General features: G+C 40.0%; 25 protein-coding genes. 15 read left to right on the forward strand and 10 right to left on the reverse strand.

The window, feature by feature from the left end:
* The first annotated feature begins 30 nt into the window (after window positions 1-30).
* The 11 genes from AC1M9J_RS09020 (at window position 31) to rplS (ending at window position 9,683) form a co-directional block, all read left to right on the forward strand.
* Window positions 31-462, forward strand: a complete 432-nt coding sequence (locus AC1M9J_RS09020; RefSeq protein ID WP_481587375.1) for a pilus assembly FimT family protein — start codon at window positions 31-33, stop codon at window positions 460-462.
* Window positions 462-980, forward strand: a complete 519-nt coding sequence (gene pilV, locus AC1M9J_RS09025) for a type IV pilus modification protein PilV (protein WP_228143086.1) — start codon at window positions 462-464, stop codon at window positions 978-980. The genes AC1M9J_RS09020 and pilV overlap by 1 nt, the downstream gene beginning before the upstream one ends.
* A complete protein-coding gene (locus AC1M9J_RS09030; protein WP_481588610.1) occupies window positions 980-2,017 on the forward strand; it encodes a PilW family protein in 1,038 nt (345 codons plus the stop codon). The genes pilV and AC1M9J_RS09030 overlap by 1 nt, the downstream gene beginning before the upstream one ends.
* The gene (locus tag AC1M9J_RS09035; protein WP_481952174.1) at window positions 2,014-2,757 is read left to right on the forward strand and encodes a pilus assembly protein PilX; all 744 of its coding nucleotides are present in this window, start codon (window positions 2,014-2,016) and stop codon (window positions 2,755-2,757) included. The genes AC1M9J_RS09030 and AC1M9J_RS09035 overlap by 4 nt, the downstream gene beginning before the upstream one ends.
* Before the next feature lie 12 nt (window positions 2,758-2,769).
* A complete protein-coding gene (locus tag AC1M9J_RS09040) occupies window positions 2,770-6,441 on the forward strand; it encodes a PilC/PilY family type IV pilus protein (RefSeq protein WP_481952175.1) in 3,672 nt (1,223 codons plus the stop codon).
* 9 nt (window positions 6,442-6,450) lie between these two features.
* Window positions 6,451-6,948: a type IV pilin protein gene (locus AC1M9J_RS09045; protein ID WP_481594822.1), complete on the forward strand. Its 498-nt coding sequence runs from the start codon at window positions 6,451-6,453 to the stop codon at window positions 6,946-6,948.
* Window positions 6,932-7,396: a type IV pilin protein gene (locus AC1M9J_RS09050; RefSeq protein ID WP_481952176.1), complete on the forward strand. Its 465-nt coding sequence runs from the start codon at window positions 6,932-6,934 to the stop codon at window positions 7,394-7,396. The genes AC1M9J_RS09045 and AC1M9J_RS09050 overlap by 17 nt, the downstream gene beginning before the upstream one ends.
* Before the next feature lie 144 nt (window positions 7,397-7,540).
* Entirely contained in the window at window positions 7,541-7,798 is a 258-nt protein-coding gene (rpsP, locus tag AC1M9J_RS09055; protein ID WP_035264308.1) for a 30S ribosomal protein S16, read from the forward strand.
* A gap of 18 nt (window positions 7,799-7,816) precedes the next feature.
* Window positions 7,817-8,365 (forward strand): ribosome maturation factor RimM, encoded by a 549-nt coding sequence (gene rimM / locus AC1M9J_RS09060; RefSeq protein ID WP_035264305.1) that lies wholly within the window; start codon window positions 7,817-7,819, stop codon window positions 8,363-8,365.
* Window positions 8,366-8,391: 26 nt separating this feature from the next.
* Entirely contained in the window at window positions 8,392-9,132 is a 741-nt protein-coding gene (trmD, locus tag AC1M9J_RS09065) for a tRNA (guanosine(37)-N1)-methyltransferase TrmD (protein ID WP_481611637.1), read from the forward strand.
* A 179-nt stretch (window positions 9,133-9,311) separates the two neighbouring features.
* Complete coding sequence (rplS, locus tag AC1M9J_RS09070) at window positions 9,312-9,683, forward strand: 50S ribosomal protein L19 (RefSeq protein WP_004787066.1); 372 nt, start codon at window positions 9,312-9,314, stop codon at window positions 9,681-9,683.
* Between the two features lie 61 nt (window positions 9,684-9,744).
* Here the strand turns inward: rplS and AC1M9J_RS09075 are convergent, their stop codons facing one another.
* The 7 genes from AC1M9J_RS09075 to AC1M9J_RS09105 all read right to left on the reverse strand — a co-directional run bounded on the left by AC1M9J_RS09075 (window position 9,745) and on the right by AC1M9J_RS09105 (window position 17,748).
* Window positions 9,745-10,725 carry an esterase/lipase family protein gene (locus AC1M9J_RS09075; protein WP_481952177.1) on the reverse strand — a complete coding sequence of 327 codons (981 nt, stop codon included), beginning with the start codon at window positions 10,723-10,725 and terminating at the stop codon, window positions 9,745-9,747.
* A 142-nt stretch (window positions 10,726-10,867) separates the two neighbouring features.
* Entirely contained in the window at window positions 10,868-11,845 is a 978-nt protein-coding gene (locus AC1M9J_RS09080; RefSeq protein ID WP_481952178.1) for a lipase family alpha/beta hydrolase, read from the reverse strand.
* A gap of 228 nt (window positions 11,846-12,073) precedes the next feature.
* Entirely contained in the window at window positions 12,074-13,048 is a 975-nt protein-coding gene (locus tag AC1M9J_RS09085) for an esterase/lipase family protein (RefSeq protein WP_481592260.1), read from the reverse strand.
* Between the two features lie 158 nt (window positions 13,049-13,206).
* The gene (locus tag AC1M9J_RS09090) at window positions 13,207-14,196 is read right to left on the reverse strand and encodes a lipase family alpha/beta hydrolase (protein WP_481952179.1); all 990 of its coding nucleotides are present in this window, start codon (window positions 14,194-14,196) and stop codon (window positions 13,207-13,209) included.
* A 221-nt stretch (window positions 14,197-14,417) separates the two neighbouring features.
* Complete coding sequence (locus AC1M9J_RS09095) at window positions 14,418-15,401, reverse strand: esterase/lipase family protein (protein WP_092766675.1); 984 nt, start codon at window positions 15,399-15,401, stop codon at window positions 14,418-14,420.
* A 282-nt stretch (window positions 15,402-15,683) separates the two neighbouring features.
* Window positions 15,684-16,670, reverse strand: coding sequence for a lipase family alpha/beta hydrolase (locus tag AC1M9J_RS09100; RefSeq protein ID WP_481952180.1), 987 nt, complete (start codon window positions 16,668-16,670; stop codon window positions 15,684-15,686).
* 37 nt (window positions 16,671-16,707) lie between these two features.
* Window positions 16,708-17,748: a lipase secretion chaperone gene (locus AC1M9J_RS09105; RefSeq protein WP_481590088.1), complete on the reverse strand. Its 1,041-nt coding sequence runs from the start codon at window positions 17,746-17,748 to the stop codon at window positions 16,708-16,710.
* Window positions 17,749-17,894: 146 nt separating this feature from the next.
* Between AC1M9J_RS09105 and truB the strand changes: the two genes are divergently transcribed.
* From truB to AC1M9J_RS09120, 3 genes are all read left to right on the forward strand, one after another.
* Window positions 17,895-18,800 carry a tRNA pseudouridine(55) synthase TruB gene (gene truB, locus AC1M9J_RS09110; protein WP_035264283.1) on the forward strand — a complete coding sequence of 302 codons (906 nt, stop codon included), beginning with the start codon at window positions 17,895-17,897 and terminating at the stop codon, window positions 18,798-18,800.
* A gap of 12 nt (window positions 18,801-18,812) precedes the next feature.
* A complete protein-coding gene (locus AC1M9J_RS09115; protein WP_481952181.1) occupies window positions 18,813-19,580 on the forward strand; it encodes a sulfite exporter TauE/SafE family protein in 768 nt (255 codons plus the stop codon).
* A 148-nt stretch (window positions 19,581-19,728) separates the two neighbouring features.
* Window positions 19,729-20,187, forward strand: coding sequence for a hemerythrin domain-containing protein (locus AC1M9J_RS09120; RefSeq protein ID WP_035264279.1), 459 nt, complete (start codon window positions 19,729-19,731; stop codon window positions 20,185-20,187).
* Between the two features lie 35 nt (window positions 20,188-20,222).
* Here the strand turns inward: AC1M9J_RS09120 and AC1M9J_RS09125 are convergent, their stop codons facing one another.
* The 3 genes from AC1M9J_RS09125 to serA form a co-directional block, all read right to left on the reverse strand.
* Window positions 20,223-21,101, reverse strand: coding sequence for an EamA family transporter (locus tag AC1M9J_RS09125; protein WP_035264278.1), 879 nt, complete (start codon window positions 21,099-21,101; stop codon window positions 20,223-20,225).
* 113 nt (window positions 21,102-21,214) lie between these two features.
* Window positions 21,215-22,084 (reverse strand): EamA family transporter, encoded by an 870-nt coding sequence (locus AC1M9J_RS09130; protein ID WP_481952182.1) that lies wholly within the window; start codon window positions 22,082-22,084, stop codon window positions 21,215-21,217.
* Window positions 22,085-22,219: 135 nt separating this feature from the next.
* Entirely contained in the window at window positions 22,220-23,452 is a 1,233-nt protein-coding gene (serA, locus tag AC1M9J_RS09135; protein ID WP_035264273.1) for a phosphoglycerate dehydrogenase, read from the reverse strand.
* 352 nt (window positions 23,453-23,804) lie between these two features.
* Between serA and AC1M9J_RS09140 the strand changes: the two genes are divergently transcribed.
* Window positions 23,805-25,214 (forward strand): FAD-binding oxidoreductase, encoded by a 1,410-nt coding sequence (locus AC1M9J_RS09140; RefSeq protein WP_180028909.1) that lies wholly within the window; start codon window positions 23,805-23,807, stop codon window positions 25,212-25,214.
* Window positions 25,215-25,224 lie beyond the last annotated feature (10 nt).

A 25,224-nucleotide genomic window follows, 5' to 3' on the forward strand; every position in this document is an offset into this window, starting at 1 on the left:
ACATTAATAAATAAATACAAAAGTTTGAATATGAAAGACTTACAACGGGGCTTTACCATTATTGAGCTGTTGATTACCACAATTGTGCTATCAATCACAGCAACCATGGCTATTCCATCTTTTAAAAATCTTGTTGCGCAATATCGCCTAAATTCAGATGTGCGTGAATTATCAAGCGTGCTGATGATGGCGCGTAATCAAGCAACATTGTTAAGAAAAGATGTGACTGTAGATCTTAAGTCGAATCAATCAGATAGCAGTACAATCTTTCATTGGACACCCAAAGCGCAAAATAAATTGACTTCATCACAAGAAAAAGTCACATTCTGGATGGATGGGGGAATTTCTGACTTTACATCTGACATAAATTTTTCTATTTGTAATAAGGTGTTAGGTGTTTCTAAAACGATAGCAATAACAAGAATGGGAACACAATATTTAAAAGCAGAGGGGACATGCTAATGCGTGCTGCGCAACAGGGGGTAGGAATGATCGAAATTCTAGTTGCCTTATTGGTTTTGGCCATTGGGGTATTGGGGTTTTCATTTTTACAAATGCGCGCAATTGATGCTTCACATGAAGCAATGTCTAAATTACAAGCCATGAATTTAGCGCGTGACTTATCTGAGAAGATACGTGCGAACTCAAATGCTTATACTCAGTATCAAGCTAGAATAAATGCAGAAACACAAACAACTACAGCCAAATCATGTGTGCAAAAAGGAACGACGAATCCATGTGTTCAAGCAGCCGATTTTGCCCATTATGATGCTGCCCAGATAATAAAAAATGCCAATGGTCTTGGTATGAGTATCAAAATGCCGAATTGCCAAGTCAGTAATAATTTGCAATCTCGCCGATGCATTTACGTAGCCTGGGGAAAAACAAAACCTATCGATGATGCTTCTGCAAAAGATGCATGTACCCATGGTGGAAGTTATTTACCAAAAGCGCAATGCATCGTTATGGAGCTTTATTGATGCAGCATCTTAGGTATACACAAAAAGGTTTGACACTAGTCGAGCTTATGATCGCTTTGGTGCTTGGATTATTGATTACCGCTGCTGCGGTACATCTGTTTTTTACAGGGCAGATGGGATTCACGATGCAGAAAGGGATGTCGGAGGTTCAAGATAACGGCAACTTTGGTCTGCGCTTTCTTACTTATGAAATTCGTAAAGCAAATTATGGTCAAGTAAATATCATTAATGATCGTTTGACGCATGGTGGCATTGTTATCACTTCAGCTCAGTCTCCAGTGGTGCCTACATCTGGTGATTTGGCATTTAATGCGACCAATATTCCCGTCAATATTTCACGAAATATTCCAAATACGGAGGTTGTGCCTGTATCGCAATCTGGTATGCCGAGTAATATAGAGTTGGTTTCAGCTGAATCTTCACAACCTGCTCAAGCGGGAATGAGCGACCAATTGGTCATGCAGTTTTATGCTGATACACAAGGTGTGGATTGTGAAGGTAATAATTACGATGCTGGACGATATATTGTTCAACGTTTTTTTCTACGTAAAGATGCAAATGCAAATATTCAAAAAGAACCACACGATGCATTGGTCTTGGCCTGTGAAGCAGGGTGGTACACGCGTAACAGCACTCAAATTTTAAAAAATTTTAATAATAAACAGACTGTCTTTGGAACAACGAATGGTGAAATTTTGATGCATCGTGTTGATCACTTTCACTATCTGTTGGGGATTTCTAATGAGGATAATACGGCACAGCAAAGATATATAAGTATTGAAGATTATAAAAAGCTCAATGTTTATCCACGTCCACGCATCAATTCAATACAGGTCGGTTTATTAGTAAGGTCATCTGAGAATGTAGGTCAAAATCAAGCAATTTCTCCTCATCAAGAATTTGAAGTTCTTGATCAAAAAGTAAAATTAAAAAAAGCACAAAAAACCGTCGCGACTAAATTTATTCGACAAGTCATTACACAAACGATCGCGATTCGAAATGGTATGAGTGTGATGGATTCAGCGGAGGGCTTATGATTCAACATCAACGTGGTGCAACGCTGATTGTGGTACTGGTTATGTTAGTTCTGCTCACCATTATTGGTACTTGGGCGATTCGACAAAGTATGGTGAGTTTGAATATCACCACCAACAGCCAAGCGCAACAATTGTTAATGCAATCTTCCGATACTGTTTTTTATCGATTGGGGCATGGCGGCTATGCTGCCTCCAGTGGTAACCCTCTGAGCTTAATTGGTTACTCGATTCAGAATGAAGGTGACGAAGTCGTATTCTGTTTTAGAAACCAATCCAATAGTGCGATGTTTAATGTTTCCAACAGTAGTGTATTGCGTTGGAATGAAGCAATGAGTGATGTCTCAGTCGATGGTGTTTCTGGGTTTTGTTCCTTATCAAACGATGGGGATTATGCCAGTGCTCGTAAGGCGCAATTAACTCAGGTGTCTGTAATCGTAAGCCCTCCATCAGACAGTGATCATGATATCCCACTTTCAAACGCAAACGTTGGAACTGACACTGAAAGTATAGGACAACCTTCTGATACTAAAAAAATAACAGTCTATTCAACATCGCTCTTACCCGCATTGTCTTCGACAGATTTAACGGATGAAATCCATCTTTGTTTGCGCCGACCACATACAGCACCATTGGTGGGTAATGCACAAACCATTTCATCTTGTTTAAAGGATATTGGTGTGCCGTATAACACCCAAATTCAAAGTTACATTTTTGATGCTTATCAGCGCGCTGAATCTTAATGGGGATGTGTTGTGAATAAAAAGATAAAGAATCATTTTACAAAAAAGATGATTGCGCAAAGTATTGCAGTCGTGATGGCATTGGGTGCGATCCCAATGCAAATGAACGCCAGTGATCTACAAATTTATCAAAATCCTGTAGCAAAAAATAATCCGATTATCATGTTGGCGATTGATAACTCGATGAGTATGAGTGCAGTAGATGCAACTTATAAAGGTCAAAGTGTTAGCCGTTTAAATGCCTTAAAAAACTCATTGGTAGATGCCTTAAATGCAAAGGACTTATCAGGAAATTATCGTATTCCAGATAATGTTTATATTGGGGTGTCGGTGTTTACGTCAACGGGTGAAATAGGGACAACAGAAGATTGGTTAAGCTATGGTGAAAATGCTCGTTCATCTAAAATCTTACTAGAAGCAAAACAACTTACACCTGCTCACCGTACGGATTTAATCAATAAAATTAATAGTATTGGAGCCGTAGGTAGTACGCCCACACCACTATTACTCTCAGAAACTTATGCGTATTTACTAGGAAATCGTACCTTTGGGGCTAACCTAAAAGGCATCGATTTACTTCCTTCATCTAAATATTCTAATTATAGCCGTGGTTTATCTGGAGCATCATTTGCGCCAGCGGACATTCGCAAAGCGGATGGTAGTTATAGAGCGCCACTCAACAAGTTGAATAACAGTGATGCCCAATGTAGTACGCAAGGTGTTTTTTTCTTAACAGATGGGGCGCCAGTTGGTTTGAGACCAAAGACGGTACTCCCTGTCATGCAAAATGCGTTGGCAGATGACAGCTTTACTTGTGAAGGCTCGCCCTTAAAAGATGTCTATTACAATTACGGTAATGCCAAAGGTGCCAGTGGTGCCGCGACCTTCAATGGCGAGTTTAAGGAAATGGCGACGCAGCCATATCGTTTTTATGAAGATGATATTGGTAATGCTGTGTCAGCCAATCAAACCACCTGGCAAAACCGTAGTTCATGGGCTTGCGTAGGTAAGATGGTTCAGCGTTTGGCAAATCAAACACAGATGACCAGCGATGCGAATCAGAAGCGTGTTTATACATCTACTGTAGGTTTTGGTCCCTTATTCCAAAAGCATCCACGAGAAACCTGTCGTGATTATGACAATGACGGGCTATACGATCATTGTACTTTTGATAGTAGCTATACAGGTTCTGGAAATGACATTTCCAATAGTATGAATGCTCAAGCATTAAAACAGTTGGGGAATGTGATTGGTAAAGGGGATACCTACGGGACTCGCCAAGAAATTGGGGGGTATACCCAAGCGACTTCTGGTGAAGATATTCAGAATGCATTAAATACCTTCTTGGTTGCGGTCTCTCACGGTAACTTTGAGGCTGCTAGTTTTGGTACTTATGTGGTGCCATTTGACCGTTTATCAACAAGTTCAGCATATCCTTATGTGTTCGCACCGCAGTTTCAACCACAGGTGAGCACAGCAAATTCGGTATTGGCTTCCACACATCAATTATGGTTAGGGAACTTAAAGAAATACAGTATTAACGCTCAAGCTGTGATGATTGATCGTGCGGGGAAAGAGGTACTTGATCGATCAGGTGCAATACGAACCAATACGCAGGATTTTTGGAACAATACTGGAATAGATGATGGTTTGAGTGCAATTCAAGGGGGCGTGTTCTCTCGGATTGTCACACCTTCACCGCTAGCAGGTGTTACTGCTGCAGACAAAATAAAAACGCGTCCGTTATTCACCAATGCGACGATTGCCACAACGGGTGATCAAGCAAAACGATTGGTAGGTTCTGAGAATGGACAACTGACGAAATTAACGACACAGAATGTGCTGGCCGCGACCTATATTGATTCAACAAAGTCGGGGTGGCGACAAAATGTATATCAACCCTATTTACTGTCGGCTTTGGGTTATCGACTTGATAAAAACTACTTAAGTAGCTTACCTGCTGGATACATTTGGAATGATCTAAATAAGGTTAAAGATCTTAAGGTGATGCAGCAAATGGGAGGCGTTGTTCACTCGGAACCATTGTTGGTGACGCTCGAAGCAAAATATAACGCGGGGTCTGGTACTATATTAGCGAATACCCGTAATGCGACTCATCGAAAAGATTACGTGGTATTTGGGACGATGCAAGGATTATTGCATGTTGTGGATCAAGAAACTGGTGAAGAGGCATTTAGTTTCTTACCTCATGAAATGGTTCAAGATCCAAGTCGACGAGACGCGTTACTTGAACAGTCCAATACACTATTGTCATCTGCGCATCCTATTTATGGCATGGATGGATCATGGACTTCAGATGTTCAATATAAGATTGATCAGAACAACAATAAGTTTATTGCTGCGAAAGCCAACATTTATGGTGGTATGCGCATGGGTGGGCGTAGTTATTATGCCTTGGATATGAAAAATCCGAACCAACCTGAATTACTTTTCCATGTTGATCCAAGTTCTGGAACGATAAAGAGTAAATCAACATCAGTGAGCGGCACAAATCAATCAGATGCCTTAAAAGCTATGGGATATAGTTGGTCTAAACCTACCATTGCTAAAATTCGTTTTGACGGCAAAGTTAAAACGGTCATGATTGTGGGTGGTGGCTATGATATGGCCTATGAAACGGATGGTTATCAGCCTCAATCTGCATTAACTGGTCAACGAGCTAATCAAGGGGCGGGCGTCTATATTTTTGATGCTGAAACGGGCGAATTATTGTGGAATGCACGCTATGGCAACCAATCGAATCAAACCAGTGTTGATGTTAAGCATGCTGAGATGAAATATAGTGTGGTCAGTCAAATAAAAGCATTTGACCGCAATACGGATGGTTTAATCGATCACCTATATTTTGGTGATTTAGGTGGGCAAGTGTGGCGCGTCGATCTCAATAATCGTCTTGGAACGAATACAACCGCGTTTGGAAGAGTGACACGTCTTGCTGATTTTAGTGCGTATCACCAACGTTTTTATGAAATGCCTGCTTTGACCATCCATGATCTGAATGGTGAGCGATTTGGTGCGGTGAGTGTTGCATCGGGAAATCGCAGCTTTCCTTTAAATACCAGCAATATTTATGACAATCGAGTCTATGTGTTACATGATTATGACTTGGCACAACCGAATTTATTTCAAGCAAATTTTGCTAAAACACAAAACCTTACCGAAGCTCATTTAACTGCATGGTCTAATTTATCAGGTACAACAGTGCCACATCTGATGAACCGTAATAAGCGTGGTTGGTTCTATGTGCTGCAACGAACAACGTCTAAAAACGAAACAGCGAATACTGGTACAGTTAAAGCATTAAATGGTTATATTGCGATCGCAAATAGTCCAAGTCATTCAGATTTATATGTGTCTTTATACAATCCAAATGATGCGTCGTCACAACAACCGAACCAATGTACTGGGGGCATTAAAGGAGCAAGTCGTACCTTAAAGCTTTGCTTGCCGTATGGTGTTTGTGGAGATGCTGGATCAACGTCTAATCTTCAAAATAAAATTGTGGCAGAAATCTCAGAGACTAAGTCTGATGGGATTAGTAAGCTAAACAGCGTACCTATTGTCCAAAATGGTAAAAAGAAAACGACTTTGCTGGGCGGTGGTTATACCAACTACATCACAACCAAAGTGCTGAAAGCTTATAACTGGTTTGAGCGTCAGTAGGTGGTTACCATGAATCAAAAAGGTTTTACGCTGATTGAGTTGATGGTTGTTGTGGTGATGATTGCCATATTGATGACAATCGCAGTGCCATCTTACCAAAGTTATTTAAAACGTAATGCTGCTGCACATGCTCAGCAAGAAGTATCCAAAATTATTGAACAACTTGAACGCTATAAAAGTCGCAGTTTTTCCTATCGAGGTTTTGATGCGAAGTATATCTACGATCAAGATACTTCAATGACGAGTATTTCCCTGCCTGATGCGAAGAAACCAAAATATGTGATTAGTATTGCCGATATCAGTGAAAAAACACCTAAAACCTTATTAAGTTCAGATCAGGGCTTGGGACGGGCATGGGGGATTCGAGCTGTACCAACGCAGACAGGCTATGATGCGTTTTTGGCGACGAGTCAGGGTATTCGTTGTAAAACAGAATATTTGGTGGAAAATGACTTAAAAGAAGTCAATGCATATACAGGATGTGGTGCAAATGCAAAACAATGGTAATTCAGGATTTACTTTAGTAGAGATTATGATTGCAGTGGTCATCATTGGAATTTTAGCCATGATTGCCTATCCATCCTACCAAGAATATGTTCGTAAAACTAAACGTGTCGAAGTAAAAACCACATTGGCAGATATTGCAGCTCGACTTCAGCACTATCAGGTTGCGAATTACAGTTATATTAAACCGGATGGCAAAGCAGTCACGTTGGCTGAATTGGGATTTCAGACCAATGCGCAAAATCGAGTTGAAGTTCCGCATTATGATCCTGTCTATACGGTTGGTATATCAGATGTAACCAACAACAGTTGGGTGTTGAGTGCAGTGCCTGTGAGTGGAAAATTGATGCAAACAGATGGTCACTTTGTCATAAATGAAGCCAATGAAAAATGTTGGGTTAAAGCAGCTTCTTGTACGCCTTCTTCAAGTACAAACTGGGATGGAAAATAAATTTAAATTCAAAAATGTGGATAAATAATTTTTGAGCTTTCAATCGGATCAAAGTTCACGTAAAATACTGCCCTCTATGAAAGGGGTTTGAAATGTATCGATGGTCGGTGCAGGGATAATCCGTAAAAACTATAAGGTTCTATCATGGTTGTTATTCGTCTTGCACGCGGTGGTGCTAAAAAACGTCCGTTCTATCAAATCATCGTGACTGATAGCCGTAATGCACGTGACGGTCGTTTCATCGAACGTATCGGTTTCTTCAACCCTACAGCTCAAGGTAAAGCAGAAAAACTTCGTTTAGATGCTGATCGTTTCGCTCACTGGGTTGCTCAAGGTGCTCAACCTTCTGAACGTGTTGCTTCATTAGCTGCTCAAGCTAAAAAAGCTGCAGCTGCTGTTTAATACGGTAGAAGCTAGCCCATGACACCAACACAGAATGTTCCCGAAGATCGTATTCAGATTGGACAGCTACGTTCAGCTTATGGATTAAATGGGTGGCTCTGGGTCTATTCAAATACAGAACCTATGAGCAACATATTTGACTATCTGCCTTGGTACATCGAGACCAAAGCAGGTTGGCAAATTGTAGATGTGAAACGTTGGAAGCCACATGGTAAAGGCTTAGTTGTTTCGCTGAAAGGTGTGAGTGATCGTACTGCAGCAGACAATTTAGTTGGCGCAAATATCTGGATTTCTAAATCGCAACTACCTCAACCAGGCGTGGACGAGTATTATTGGTCTGATCTAAAGGGGCTAACAGTGTTAGGTCTGGATGATGAAGAGCAAGAAGTCAATCTTGGTCAAATCCACGAATTGTTTGAAACAGGTGCTAACGATGTGATGGTAGTTCGCGCAACTGCTGACAGTGTCGATGGCGAAGAGCGAATGATTCCATGGCATAAAGATGTGGTGCAACGCGTTGATCTCGAAACTGGTCGTATCTATGTCAATTGGGGCGTAGATTACTAATATTTTCGGAAATACGGGAGTCTGCGATGTTTTTTGCAGTCATTACGCTTTTTCCTGAAATGTTTGAAGCGATTACAAGTTTTGGTATTAGCGGTCGCGCAGCGAAACGCGATTTAATGCAAATTCATTGTATTAATCCTCGTGATTTTGCAACAGGGAACTACAAACGAGTGGATGAGCGTCCATTTGGTGGTGGTCCTGGTATGGTGATGATGGCTGAGCCATTGGCAAAAGCAATTCATCGTGCCAAAGAGCTTGCAACGCGAGCAGGTGCTGTTCATGTACCTGTGGTGTATATGTCGCCACAAGGTAAAACCTTAAACGAACCTTCAGTACAAGATTTCGTGCAATATGACGGATTAATTGTATTGTGTGGTCGTTATGAAGGTGTTGATGAGCGTTTGATCCAAAAATATGTTGATCAGGAATGGTCCATAGGGGATTACGTTTTATCTGGGGGAGAACTGCCTGCGATGGTTTTATTGGACAGTATTATTCGGAGACTTCCGGGTGCAATGTCTGATGAACAATCACACGTTCAAGACTCATTTGTGGATGGTTTACTCGACTGTCCGCAATATACAAAGCCAGATCATTTTGAAGGTTTGGATGTGCCTGAGGTACTAAAATCAGGTCATCATGCAAATATTGAAAAATGGCGTTTTTTGCAGCGCTATCAACGCACGCTTGAACGTCGACCTGAATTGGTTGAAAAAGTTGAGTTGACTAAGCAGCAAAAGAAATGGCTCAAAGATTCGCAAAAATAAATCTTTTAGATTTATTTAAGCAAATATGACCTCAAGCATATTGCTTGAAGTATTAAATAGGCTCTTTATGCATTGAAGCGGTCAAGCATGAAGGGAAAGTCAATCGGGTCTATGCGCCTTAGCCTCTAGCCCCAGTGGATATCAGACCTCTTCTGACCCACACATATTGGAGATACCCCATGAGCGGTAAGCATCCTTTAGTACAAGCTGTAGAAAATGCTCAGCTTAAACAAGACATCCCAGCTTTTGCACCAGGTGACACAGTAGTTGTCCAAGTAAAAGTAAAAGAAGGCGACCGTGAACGTCTACAAGCGTTCGAAGGCGTTGTAATCGCTAAGAAAAACCGTGGTTTGAACTCTGCATTCACAGTACGTAAAATTTCTAGCGGTGTTGGTGTTGAGCGTGTTTTCCAAACTCATTCACCAATCGTAGCTAAAATCGAAGTTAAACGTCGTGGTGACGTTCGTCGTGCTAAACTTTATTACCTACGTGAACTTTCTGGTAAAGCTGCACGTATTCGTGAAAAGTTACCAGCTCGTAAACAAGGTTAATTTTAGCCTTGCTTCGAAGCAAAAAAATGCGCCTTTTGGCGCATTTTTTTATGATCAAAACTTACAAACCTTGAATCTTCAAACGATTGGCATGTTGTCTAAAGATTGATACTGGATCAGGAGCAAAGAAGCCTTTAAGCCCAAGTATTTGATTGACTTCATCAAAATGATTTAAGTTGTAATTATCACGAATTACTTTGCCGTATTTAGCACTACAAATAGGCACGAGACCATCGTGATTGCGTTCATTAGGCATAATCGCTGTCCCTAAGACAACAATTGCGGTATCTGAAATATCGAGAACATTGGTCACCTTTGAAGAACCAATCCAAGAATAATGATATACGCCGTTAGCCGTTTGTGATGAACCGTTAGAATTACAGTCTTTCGGGATCGCAGCAGAAGGGAACTTTTGATTAAATTCTAAAGAACCTTTTACAGAAAGATCATACATGGATTGTTCGTAATTAACGCTAAGACTTGGATTACCTTCCATAATTGAAATTGCAGGTGCCAAAATATCACCAATAACTAATTTTGCTACACTATTAAGCACTTTACTATTTACGAAACTATCTCCTAGGGGAGAGCCCTTAATACTGCCTGCAACAGCAGTTAGAGAAGCAACTTTCTTAGGAGCAATGGCTTCAACGTAACGTACAGTAGGTCCTCCATGACTATGGCCGATCAAATTGACCTTGTCTTTACCCGTAATAGCTAAAGCTGTTTCTACTTGTTGTAACAGCTGCTCACCACGAACCACAGTTGATTCGACAGGAGACATTTGAGCGACAAAAACACGTGCACCATTTCGTGCGAGGTCAGGGGTAATTTGATAGAACTGATCTAAACCGAAATGTTCTGTACCAATGCGGCTAAAACCTAATGCAAAGCCATGGGCCATAACAATAGGGTACTTAGTTTGCGCATAATTGGTATTTACGTATTTAGCTTCGACATCGATCAGGCCGGAAGCATATGTAAGTTGAGATAATCCTACCAGACTTAGCAGAAGTGCTGGGATCATTTTTTTTGTTTTCATTTTTTCTTCCTTAAAAAGACAATATTTATTGTCAAAAAATATTGTAAAGAAAAACTAAACAAAAATAAGATAAATCCGACTAAATGTTAATCATTATTAAACTGAAAGAAAGGGTGAAAAGCTCACCCTTTGTGTTTAGGTTTTATAGCCCTTGGAGTTTAAGTCGATTTGCATGCTGACGATAAACATCTACAGCGCTTGGTGCAAAAATGCTTTTTAAACCGAGTAGATGGTTAATTTCATCTAAATGATTCCATTTATAATTATCACGAATGACCTTGCCAAATCGAGCGGAGCAACGCCCTACAATTCCATCTCCATCTTTTTCAGCCAAAAGAGAAGAATCTAACATGCCATAATCAGATGGATCTAAAGCGGTATTAAATGGAGAGTTACCCATAAATGAATAATAATGAGTATTGTTGACACGATAAGCCCCTTCACCACATTGGGTTGTAGGTACACCATTTGGAAAATTCTGACTAAATTTGAGAGATTCTTTCGTTCCTAAACTTTGTAGGGCTGCTTTAGCATCATAAGGAAAGACTTTTGGATCAAGACCAGATGCGAATGTAATCACTGGCGATACCAGATTGTCAAAAATCGCGCGAGCAGGTGCTTCTAAAATATTACCTACCAGAACACCTTCTAGTATATCAGCCATTCTTGCTCCTTGATTTCCAGAAGCAATTGTCGTAACAGATGCGACATGATCAGGTATAACACCTGCAATATATCGAACAGTCTGACCACCATGACTATGTCCGATTAAATTCACTTTTTGCTTACCGGTAATGGCAAGTATCTCTTCAACTTGACTCAGTGCTTGTTCGCCTCGCACTTCACTTGAGTTCATCGTTGAAACACGTGTTTGCCAGATGTTTGCACCATTTCGAGCAAGATCAGGAGTGATCTGATAAAAGTAGTCAACACCGACCATACTACCAAAGCCAAATAAGCCATGGGCAAGCACAATAGGGTATTGGGTTTGTGCATAATTTGATTTAGGTGTTTTGACGGTATGGTTAACGGCTAAATCTTTAATTTGCGTTGAGGCTTGTGCAACAGGAAGAAAACATGAACCTATGCATAGGCTCATGACTATTTTTTTTAGTTTCATTTTCGATACTCATTCAGTGATTCGTTTATTTTTATGATTCAGGCGATATCCATCGCCATAATTTAAGATACTAAAATTGTGACTTAAGTCTACAAAAAAGAGATAAAGTGCAAATTTATTGATATAAATTGGATGGGTGACTCATTTATAGGATAGATATGTCATGCTAATGAGGGCTATTTAAACAGTCTGGACCCATCTAGAGATGAGTGCAGACAAAAAAATATATTAGAGACCTTGTTGTTTAAGGCGATTTGCATGTTGACGATACATCGAGACTGGATCTGGCGCAAAGACACTTTTTAAACCAAGCACTTGATTGACTTCATCTAGATGATTCCAATTGAGATCATCACGGATGGTTTTACCGAATTTCGCACTACAGCGTGAAACTAGTCCATCATTCTCTTGACCACCGTCAATTAATAGACTGGTAATTTTTAAAGCTGAGTCTAGATCAAGTGGGTTTGTGGCCGTTCCGATACCCGTAAAGGAATAGTTATATATTCCTTGTTCACGATATAAACCTTCAGAGCATGAGTTTTGAGGAACGCCTATAGGATATTTTTGATTAAATATTGCTGATCCTGCTAAGCTCAAACTATTGGCTCCCGCAAGTGAGTCATGAGGGAAGGATGCTGGATCAAGTCCCTGTGCCCAAATAATAGCTTTAGACAGTAGATTGACTACAGCCACAATAGGTGTTTCAAGGATTGGTGCTGTATCACGAATTTTTAATATAAAATCAGACACTGGTGAGCCTTGATGTGGCGCCCCAATCGCTGTCATTGATGCGACTAATTCAGGTCTTACACCTGCGACATATCGAATTGTGGGCCCGCCGTGAGAGTGACCGATTAGATTGACCTTAGGCGATCCAGTGAGTGCAATGACTTCTTCAACTTGATGTAAAAGTTGCTCACCCCGAATTTCTGATGAGTTAAATGGCGATACACGGGAAGCCCATACATTTGCACCGTTACGGGCGAGATCAGGTAAAATTTGATACCAATAATCTACACCGAGTGGATCAGTGCCAATACGGATAAAACCAGACATTCCGTGACTAAATACGATTGGATACTGGGTTTTTGCATAAGTAGTTTGAAATTTTGAAGTCACTTGTTCAGGTGCTGTAGCAGCGTAACTCGTGCCAATTAAACATGCGAAAGAGAGGCATGTCCCCAAAATAAATTTTCTCATCTCTATTCCTTAGATGGATTGAAATACTCGACAATTTCCGTTGTCACAATAAGAGTATAGCGAAGCAAAAGGAAAGAAAAGTGGATTTAAACTTTAGGGAACAATTTTTAAGATAAGCCTCCATAATTTCGTGATGAGTGTATGGAGGCTTGAGAAGATTATAGTCCTTGAAGTTTCAAACGATTTGCGTGTTGTCGATAAACCGATACTGGATCTGCTGCAAAAATGCTAGTCATCCCCATCATTTGATTGACCTCATCTAAATGATTCCAACGGTAATCATCCCGAATCGTTTGTCCGAAGCGAGCACTGCAAACTGGGACTAAACCATCATTTGAACCTTCCTTAGATACAATGAAAGATGCCGCTTGCATTGCATAATCTGATGGATCAAGGGCATTGGTAAACGGTGTATTACCAGTAAATGAATACATACGCATGCCATTGACTTGATATGCACCCTCACCACATTTTGTGGTTGGTACACCCGCAGGGAAACGTTCTGTAAATGCTAATGAGCCTGCTGTAGATAAACTTTTAGCCGAGGCAAGCGAATCATGTGGCAGGCTTTTCGCATTTAATCCTTGTGCCCAAACAATCGCTCCCGAGACAAAATTTATCGCTGTCGCAAGCACAGTATCAAGTCCTGTTCCTTCTGAACGCAAGATAAAGTCTGCCATAGGTGATCCTTTATTCACACCAGCGACAGTGGTCATGGATGCCACATGTTCAGGAATTGTTCCACCAATATAACGTATTGATGGTCCACCTTGACTATGCCCAATTAAGTTCACTTTTTGTGCACCAGTAATGGCTAAAATATCTTCAACTTGTTGAAGCAATTGCTCTCCACGAATTTCGTTGGAGTTGAATGGAGATACTCGTGTAGGCCAGACATTAGCACCATTACGCGCTAGATCTGGCAGGATTTGGTGCCAATAATCTAAACCAAAGCTCTCTGTACCAAGACGGACAAATCCTGTTAGTCCGTGTGCAAATACGATTGGGTATTTAGTTTTTGCGTAGGTATTGTATTTGCCAAGTGTCGAGGTTACAGGTTTCACTTCTAATGCAGAAGCATTAGATAATTGAGTCGTTAAGCAAGCTGCAGACGTAAGTAGGCACGCCATAATTTTGTTGTATTTCATCATCATCCTCAACTTTTTATTATCAAACCCTAATCCTAGAGTTAAATTGATTATAGTGATGTAAATCACATTTTAAATATCGAATAGATGAATGGTAAATTTTTAAGGTTAAAAAAGAGAGGTAGATTTGATCAATGAACTATCTTGATGAAGATTTGAATCTGCTTTCAAATCCAGCCTAATGAATTTGAAAGCAATTACTCAATTAAAGAGCTAGAGATTTAAAGTCCTTGTAATTTAAGGCGGTTGGCGTGCTGTCTATAAACTGCAACTGGGTCAGGAGCAAAAAATCCTTTAATTCCGAACAGCAAGTTCACCTCATCTAAATGATTCCACGGAAAGTCATCACGAATAGTTTTACCAAAATGGGCACTACAAACTGGAACGATGCCATCATTTTTTCCTGCTTTATGAACCGACAAACGGTCAAGTAGAACCATGACAGGGTCACCTAGATCCAAGGCATTCGTAAAAGGCTTGTTTCCTGTCATTGAATATAAATGAATTCCTTTTTCTTGATAAGCACCTTCGCCACAGTGGGTTAATGGTAAACCGAGAGGGAATTTTTGATTAAACAAGGCAGTTCCTTCAACAGATGTACTCACACCAGCGGCCATCGCATCATGTGGGAACGTATCAGCAGGAAGACCTTGCGCCCACATAATGACTTTACCAAAAGTGCTGATGAGAACATTCAGTAGCTCTGATGTTCCTGTTTTATCTGCGATTTTTAATACATCTGACGCGATGATTGTACCTTTGTTGGCACCGGCTACAGTCATCACCGATGCAACATGTTCAGGCATTACACCTGCGGCATAACGAACAGAGTTTGCACCATGACTATGACCAATCAGATTGAGTTTGTCAGCACCAGTAATCGCCATGACTTCTTCAAGTTGTTGAACATATTGTTCACCTCGGACTTCAGAAGAATTGAAAGGAGACATTCTAGCCGCCCATGTGTTTGCACCGTTTCTCGCTAGATCAGGTAAAATTTGATACCAGTAATCCATGCCTAGACTTTCAGTGCCCAAACGTATAAATCCAACCATTCCATGAGCGAATACAATAGGATATTTCGTTTTGGCATAGTCAGATTTGACACTTGAGACTTTGATCTGTTGAGCTTGAGTAGCATAAGTTGTCGTAGATGTTAGACATAGCGCTGTCACCAGCGAGCCTAGAATGTGTTTTATTTTCATTATTATTCCTAGTTTTTAGTGAATCTATGATGTTCTTCCAGATGAACATACAGAAGACCTTAAAAGATGTTATTGAATGCAACAAGATACAAAAAATGCCAATTTAGCTTGCCGAATTAACATATAAAAAGCAAAAAAGAATCAAAAGTTGAAATAATTAAAGGATTTAATCATTAGCAAATGTGTTCAAGAAGCATTATTTAAATTTTGTCGAGAGTCGCTGATGGTCGGAAAAGCTATTCTGATGAATAGCTTTCCATTTGACTGCGCTATTTTGTGTGTCTAGAGTCCTGTCAGTTTCAAACGATTGGCATGTTGGCGATAAAGTGAAATAGGATCTGGGGCAAATAAACCTCTGAGACCGAACATCATATTAGCTAAATCGGTATGATTTAGTTTGTAATCATCACGAATCACACGTCCAATATGCGTACTACAGCGCCCAACCATGCCATCATTATCTTTATTGCCATACGCTAAAGGCCCGAGCTGCATTAAAATGGTATCGATATCTAAGAGGTTGGTGGTTTGTGCAACACCAGTCCAAGAATAATAAAAGATTCCGTTGTCTATTGGGCTGCCTAAACGAGTACAACTTGACGCGAGAGCTTTTGTTGGAAAACGTTCATTAAATGCAGCAGAGCCTGTTTCAGTTAATGATTTCATCGAAGCATCAAAGCTGATCGGCATATCAGGACGACCTTGTGCATAAGCAATTAATGGGGGAATGATGTAATCCCCTAAAATATTAAATATTGTTCGAGTTGCTTCATTATTTTGAATTTTATCTGCGACCATAGAACCTCTGAAAGTCCCTCCTACACCAGTAACAGAAGCAACATAGTCGGGTTTTACTGCTGCAACATAACGCACAGTCGGTCCGCCGTGCGAATGACCAATCAGATTGACCTTTTTCTGCCCAGTGATCGCAATTACTTCTTCAACCTGAGAAATTAATTGTTCTCCTCGAAATTCAGTCGTATGAGCAGGTGAGAGTTGTGCTGCAAAAACGCGTGCACCATTGCGCGATAGATCAGGTAAGATTTGATACCAATAGTCAATATTGAATGTTTCATTGCCTATGCGAGACCAGCCTAACCAACCGTGTGTCATCACAATAGGATATTTGGTTTTTGCATAACTACCGATCTTTGTCTCATTTACTTCGAGTAATCCCGGACCTGCGTGGGCAGTGAATGAGCTTGATAAGCATAGCGTTGTGACGAATGCTAACGTTGTAGGTATCAATTTAAGTTTTAAGTTTTTCATCGTTCTTCCCTGTGAATGAATGTGTTCCTTGAAAAGATTAATCGGCAAAAGGAAGTTGACCGCCTTGATCATGAACTTGCTCGAATGTTTCTACCCGAAGTTGCTCTTGTGAATTATTAAAATGTTGAGAACGGAGGCGTTGTACAGCTTCCTGCTTTGCACTAGGGCTCATATTACTTTTGACAATGCTGTCACGCTCAGACAAATATTGATTGACTTTGCTTTTCCAATTTGAGCGCTGTCCATCAAGATTTTCTAGACGTTGTGTTGCTTCAGGACCGACTAAACTGAGACGCATTTGACGAATTTCTTCTGCACTACCACCACGAGCTTTAATTTCTGCAGTTAATTGACGAAGATCTTCGAGTTGAGAAAGTTGTTTTAAATTTTCTTTCCAATCTTCAGGTAGATCATTGAACAGTTCTTTTAATTTATCGGCTTTTTGTTTTTCCGATAAATTTTTATCTTCCATGACACTCATGCGAGCCAAGGTATAATCATGATATTCATCTTCGATACCAAATAAACCTTCAATTTCATAGTCTGAAAAAAATTGTTTACGCAATGATTTCATCTGATTAAAAATAGCTTTGTAATACTGCGCACTTTCTTTGTCATGGTTTGGTGGTGTTAGGTCACCCATTTTTTCACGATATTGAACATAGCGTGACCATAAATCTGTCAGTTGACCTAGTAATGGTTCTTGATAGGTGCTTTGAGCAAATTTAATAAAATCAGCCTTGATTTGCGGAATCTCTTTTTCGCCGTATTGGGTAATAAAAAACTCAAAACAGTTCTTAGTATTTTCATTCACAATCAAACGGTTGGCGTTATCGGTTTGGATTTGACAATTGATTTGAATATCTTGCTGACTTTTACTTGCAAAGCTAGAACCATTCACGGTTGTACTTTGTTGTAGCGCCATATTTTCTGATTGAATTTCGGCATCTTGTGCTGCTCGTTGTGAGTTTTCAGCAGATTCAGCTGAGTCAGGTTTCAACCATTGAAAGAGAAGGAATAAAACGATCAGACACGCCACAATCAGCAGTGTAATTTTCAATTTAGCTTTTGAATTCATTTCACATCCTATGAAATCATTTAGTTATTATTAATGGTGTAGAATAATTTGCCACAAATGTCACATTTTATGCATAAAAATTTAATCAATATTCGATAAATGGATTTGATAAAATAGCAGTATTTTACTGATCTGAATATTATCTAATGTCTGCTAAATCTCCAAAAATTACTCGACGTCATATAAGTGGTGTATTTCTACTCAACAAACCTTTGGGGATTAGCTCAAATGCAGCATTGCAAAAAGTGCGTTGGCTCTATCGTGCTGAAAAAGGTGGTCATACTGGCGCTTTAGATCCATTAGCATCAGGCTTACTCCCGATTTGCTTAGGTGAAGCGACCAAGTTTTCACACTTTTTACTGGAATCTACTAAACGTTATCAAACGACGATTCAATTGGGAAATAGTACAACTACAGGTGATGTCGAGGGTGAAGTTTTGCTCGAAGCACAACCGATTGAACTTAACGAAGATAAAATTCAAAGCGTGATTCAGCAATTCGTTGGAGACATTCAACAAGTTCCTCCAATGTATTCTGCTTTAAAGAAAGAAGGTCGTCCTTTGTATGAGCTGGCGCGTAAAGGAATTGAAATCGAACGTGAGGCTCGTCCAATTCATATTTTCGCGATTGAACTGATGTCTTTCACTCAAGATTCAATTACTTTGGATGTGACATGCTCAAAAGGAACGTATATCCGAGTATTGGGAGAGGATATTGCTCAAGCTTTAGGAAGTTATGGGCACTTAACATATTTACATCGTATTCAAACTGGACATTTTGGTATTGTGCCAGAGTACACCATTGAATACTTAGAAAGTCTAACTGAACAACAACGTGAAGCATTGTTGTTACCTGCTTATGCGCCTGTGGATCATTTTCCAAAAGTTCAAGTACCAGAAGGTCGTGCAGAATATTTTTGTCGTGGGATGGAAAGCAATATTGATCATCCTGCCGAATCTCAAGTCCTCGTTTTTGACGAAAAAAAGTGTTTAGGTTTAGCTGAAATTACTGATAAAAAACGTCTAGTTCCTAAACGTGTATTAAATTTATAAGCGAACTCAATTATGGAATTAGACATCATCCTCAGCCTGATTTTTTTTGCATTTTGCGCAGGCGCAATTGATGCAGCAGTCGGTGGTGGTGGTCTCATTCAGATTCCAGCATTGATGAGTGTTTTTCCTCATATGGCGCCAGCAACATTATTTGGCACCAATAAGCTAGCTGCGGTTGTTGGAACAGCAACATCCGCGTGGACTTTCGCTAAAAAAGTTAAGTTTGAATGGAAGTTATTACTGGTGGTGGCGATATGTGCTGCCATCAGTTCTTTTGCGGGAGCTGCCAGTGTTTCCATGATTCCGAAATCAATCTTGCAGCCCTTTGTCTTGGTGATGCTGATTGTGATGGCAATTTACACATTGTCAAAGAAGGAGTTTGGACAGGTTCATATTGCACAAACGGTAAAAACTAAAATTCTGATCCTGGCTGGAATAGGAAGTTTGGCGATTGGGTTTTATGACGGATTATTCGGTCCGGGAACAGGAAGTTTTTTTATTTTTTATTTTATTCGATATTTACGAGTCGATTTTTTGCATGCAGCAGCTTTGGCCAAGATTGGTAATGTGATGACCAATTTAGCCGCTCTTACATTCTTTATTCCTGCAGGCCACATTTTATTTGCAGTGGGTGCCATGATGGCTGTTGCTAATATGATTGGTTCGATTGTGGGGGTGAAATTGGCGCTTAAATACGGTAGTGGTTTTATTCGTATTCTGTTTTTAATTCTGGTATCTATTTTAATTGTTCGATTAAGTTATCAGATGTTCTTAATGTAAACCATTCTCAACATTAAACTTTTTTATACAAATCGCTTCTTAAACCTATCTCGAAGTTATCGACTAAGCTCTTATAGTAAGTTGAGTGTTTTGAAGATCATTCAAGTTTTTCTTTTTTCAAATCATATTTATAAGACAGGATAACAAGATGAATATTTTTGAAGCTTTACGTGAAAGTCATGATGTTCAACGTGAACTTGCTGAGAAGCTGGTTCAAACTTCAGGGGACACGCCAGAACGCCGAACATTATTTGAGCAGCTAAAAAATGAATTGTTTGCTCATGCAGTGGCAGAAGACCGATACTTCTATATTCCACTGATGATGACCGATTCAGGTTTGAATATTACGCGTCATGCATTAGCTGAACATCATGAAATGGACGAATTACTTGAGCAACTCACCGAAACTGAATTCAGTAATCCAGGATGGTTAGCCATCGCGAAAAAATTGTCAGAAACCGTGCATCATCATCTTGAAGAAGAAGAGCATGGCTTTTTTCAGCAAGCAGGAAAAATTCTAGAGGATAAACAAAAGGAGAGTTTGGCTAAAAAATATCAAACTGAATATAAGAAATATAAGAAATTAGATAAAGACAGCTTGGTTTAACCCCATGATAAAAAAGATGGCATGTGCCATCTTTTTTATGTTTCTATGCCATGTGATTTCATTCTAGCAGCGCGATAAGTAACACCAATTGATGCAATCATAATACAACCCAAAGCAACGGCTTGTAATAAGGTAATGTGTTCATTCAACAGTAACCAACCTGTCAATGCACCTAATGCTGGTGACAAACTTGATAGCGTTCCATAAGACATTTTACTTAAATTCTTTAATGCCAATAAATCCAATGCATAGGGAATAGCAGTAGCCAAAAGCGCAATGACGATGGCTTGTGGCCAATATTCAAATTGAACTAATGCGGATGGATTATAAACCATACTGATCGGCAATAAGGTCAATGCTGAGAGGACGATTGCAATACTGAGAGCATGCATGCCGATATTCTGCCGAACGACTTTCTGTCCAAAATAAATATAGAATGCCCAACAAATGCCTGCACCAATGGCCATAGCAGCCCCAAGATATGAAAAGTTAGTCGCATTGGCATCTTGCCAAGGCACCATCAGTGCTACACCGAAAATTGCCAGGATGACCCAAATGTAATCACTTCGATGTTGGATTGACAGTAAAGCCAACGTGAGTGGGCCTAAGAACTCAAGTCCTACTGCAATCCCTTGTGGTAGTTTTCCTAATGATGCATAAAACAAGACATTCATCAAAGCGACTGAACCACTATAAAAGAGAAGATCTTTCCATTTTAAGTAAGGAAGGCGACGAAGAATTTTCCATGAACGGAACATCAATACAACCATAATTGATGCAAAGCATAGACGTAAAGTGACCACAGTAAATGGATCTAAAACTTCAAAAAGCTGCTTTGCGAAGGATGCACTAATTTGATAGGCGATCATGGATAAGACCATGAACAGCACGGCAGTGAGTTGAGCATTTGGCATTGGGAAAACGAAGCCGAATTAAAAAGAGTGAGACTGCTCAAATTTTAACATTATTATGATGACCACAGTGCTTAAATCCATCATGGAAAATGTAGTTTAAATTAAGTATGAGATCATTCTTGTTTGGCGTTTTGAGTGGTATAGGTGCAGCCAATTGAGGCACAAATGATGGTAAACAATGCTAGCCATTGATTCCATAACAATTGCTCACCCAAAAATACAAACCCAGATAATGCGGCAACAGCTGGTTCAATACTCATCAGGGTACCGAAACTTAATGCTGTTAGATTTCGTAGTGCAATCATTTCTAAAGTAAAGGGTAAAGCACTGGCGAGTATCGCTAAAGTGATGAATAACATTAGATGATTAATTTCAAATACGCTTGCTGGCAAGCCGATACTGAGGGCGATCGGCATGAGAATGATACTTCCAACAAACATGCCTAAACATACGGTGTGATTACCTGAAACTCCCGAAGGCCGCTGACCAGCAATAATATAAAGTGCCCAACATGCGCCAGCTGCCAACGCAAAAAATACACCAAGTAAATCCAAAGGTTGTTTGGCTTGGTCAAAGGGAAATAAAAGGATCAGTCCAATAATGGCCAAACTAACCCAAATAAAATCAAACTTTTGACGCGCATAATATAAGGCCACACTGAGTGGACCAATAAATTCAAATGAAACTGCTAAACCGAGTGGAAGACGATCAATGGCAAGATAGAACAACATATTCATGCCAGCTAATGCGACACCATAACTGACAATGGCTGTCCATTTAATTTGTTTAAATTGAATTTTCCAAACTTGAAAAATAAGCGCCAAAATCACAGCACTAAATGTCAGACGTAGGGCTGACACCGTAACGATAGGGAATTGTTCAAATAAAACTTTTGCTAATGAACCACTACTTTGTAGACTGATCATGGCGATCAATAACAAACCGAGTGCTTGTAACTGCGGGTTTATTTTTAACAAAGACATGGTTTTAAACGTATGGTGGTTAGATTAGAAAGGGATATCTTTCATCTAAGTTGGCGGAGCCTACGTCAACTCAGATGAAACACCATAAAAAAACCACAGCTCGAAAAAGCTGTGGTTTTCCAAACGTATTAGAGATTAGAACAATACGCGAGCGCGGATTGTACCTTCTACGTTATGAAGTGTATCAAGTGCTTCAGCAGAAGCTGTAGCATCAACGTCCATGACTAAATAACCCACATCACCTTTGGTCATAAGAGACTGACCTGAGATGTTAATGCCGTGTTCAGCAAACAGGTTGTTAATTTTAGACAACACGCCTGGAATGTTTTTGTGAATGTGAAGTAAACGGTGTTTACCTTCAGTCAATGGAAGCGCAATTTCAGGGAAGTTAACTGCTGACAATGTCATACCTTTGTCAGAGTAAGCAACGAATTTCTCTGCAACTTCTAGACCGATGTTTGCTTGAGCTTCCATCGTAGAACCACCCACGTGCGGTGTTAAAATCACGTTCGGGATATTACGTAGTGGAGAGATAAACTCTTCACCGTTCGCTTTAGGCTCTTTCGGGAATACGTCAACAGCAGCACCAGCCAAATGACCTGATTTCAGAGCATCAGCTAAATCTTCAATTACTACACATGTACCACGTGCAGCATTGATGAAGATTGAACCTTGTTTCATCTGAGCAAATTGCTCTTTGGTCATGAAATTACGTGTAGAAGGAACATCTGGCACGTGTAGTGATACAACATCAGCATTTGCAAGAAGTTCGCCCATTGAGCCAACTTGGCGAGCATTACCTAAAGGTAATTTTGTTACTGTATCAAAGTAAATCACTTTCATACCCATGCTTTCAGCAAGTACAGAAAGTTGTGAACCAATTGAACCGTAACCCACAATACCTAAAGTTTTACCACGTGTTTCAAATGAACCTACTGCAGATTTGTTCCAACCACCTGCATGTGTATCTGTAGATTTTTCAGGTACACGACGAAGGAGAAGAATAGCTTCAGCTAATACAAGTTCAGCAACAGAACGAGTATTTGAGTATGGTGCGTTGAACACTGGAATACCACGGCTCATCGCAGCATTCAAGTTCACTTGGTTTGTACCAATACAGAAACAACCGACCGCGATCAATTTATTCGCAGCTTCAAAAACTTCTTCAGTTAATTGTGTGCGCGAACGAATACCGATGAAGTGAGCATCTTTAATCGCTTCTTTCAGCGCTTCACCTTCAAGCGCAGTTTTACGATAGTCGATGTTGGTGTATCCAGCAGCATTCAAAGTGTCGATTGCGTTTTGGTGAACGCCTTCTAACAATAGGAAACGAATTTTATCTTTAGGCAAAGAGAGATGTTGGCTCATTACGGCTCCGCTACAAAGGCCAAATTTAGTGGCAGTATGATAGCATACGTGAGCGTGCTATATACATTTCCTTTATGACTTGAGCTATGGATATTTTTGCAAGATATAGTCCTTATCAGACAAACTGCGGTTGAATTAACTGCATCATATCTAAGTAACATTCGCAAAATGTCTGATTTTATCGGGGTTTCATGGGAAAATGCTTTATAATGCACAATCGTGAAATTGACTCATCTAGTCGTGGTGATATTTTCTTCACATTCGCTTAACAAATACGCTTTTAAAATCTTGATTAAAGGTTTGTTTTTTAAGCAATCTACAACTTGTATCTTTCTTGCTAGGTCTGCAAACGATGAATGCTCCAGTTGCTTTAACCCCAGAGTTATTGACTCAATTAACGTCAATTGTTGGTGAAAACCGTATCAAAACTGATGCGGACAGCCTACAAAATTGGGGACGCGATCACACTAAACATTTTGATCCAAACCCATCAGTCATCGTTTTTCCTTCGACGACTGAACAAGTTCAGGCAATTGTGAAACTAGCAAACCAATTTAATGTTGCTGTGACACCATCAGGTGGTCGTACTGGTCTTTCTGCAGGTGCTGTCGCTGCCAACGGTGAAATCGTGGTCAGCATGGATAAGATGAACCAAATTTTGGAATTCTTCCCAGCAGACCGTATGGTACGTGTACAAGCAGGTGTGGTCACTGAGCAACTTCAGAACTATGCTGAAGAACAAGGTATGTATTATCCAGTTGATTTCGCTTCAGCTGGTTCATCACAAATCGGCGGTAACATCGGTACTAATGCAGGCGGTATTAAAGTCATTAAATACGGTATGACACGTAACTGGGTACTTGGTCTTACTGTGGTCACTGGTAAAGGTGATGTGCTGCGTTTAAACAAAGGCATGATCAAGAATGCGACAGGTTATGCGTTGCAACACTTATTTATTGGTGGTGAAGGTACGTTAGGCTTAGTGACCGAAGCGGAAATTAAACTTGAGCGTCAACCACAAGATTTGCAAGTGATGGTGCTCGGTGTACCTGACTTTGATGCCGTGATGCCAGTTCTTCACGCGTTCCAAGCGAAAATTGATTTAACTGCGTTCGAGTTCTTCGGTGAACTTGCGATGCAAAAAGTATTGGCAAATGGTCACGTGCAACGTCCATTTGAAACCGAATGCCCATTTTATGTATTGCTTGAGTTTGAAGCGCCATTTGAGCCAATTATGGACAAGGCAATGGAAATCTTTGAGCATTGTATGGAACAAGGTTGGGTACTTGATGGCGTGCTTAGTCAAAGCTTAGACCAAGTAGAAAGCTTATGGCGTCTGCGTGAAGATATTTCTGAGTCAATCGCACCATTTATCCCATACAAAAATGATATTTCAGTGCTCATCACACACGTACCTGCATTCATTAAAGAAATTGATGCAATTGTTGCTGACAATTATCCTGACTTTGAAATCTGCTGGTTTGGTCATATTGGCGATGGTAACTTGCACTTAAATATCTTAAAGCCTGAAAATTTAACCAAAGATGAATTCTTTGCGAAATGTCAGGTGGTGAACAAGTATGTATTTGATACTGTGAAAAAGTATGATGGTTCAATTTCTGCGGAACATGGTGTAGGTATGACGAAGAAGCCATATCTTGAGTACACACGTTCAGCTGAAGAAATTGAATATATGAAAGCGCTCAAACAAGTATTTGATCCAAATGGGATTATGAATCCAGGTAAATTATTTGATTTGTGAAACAAAATCT

The sequence above is a fragment of the Acinetobacter sp. ANC_7588 genome (assembly GCF_056783995.1).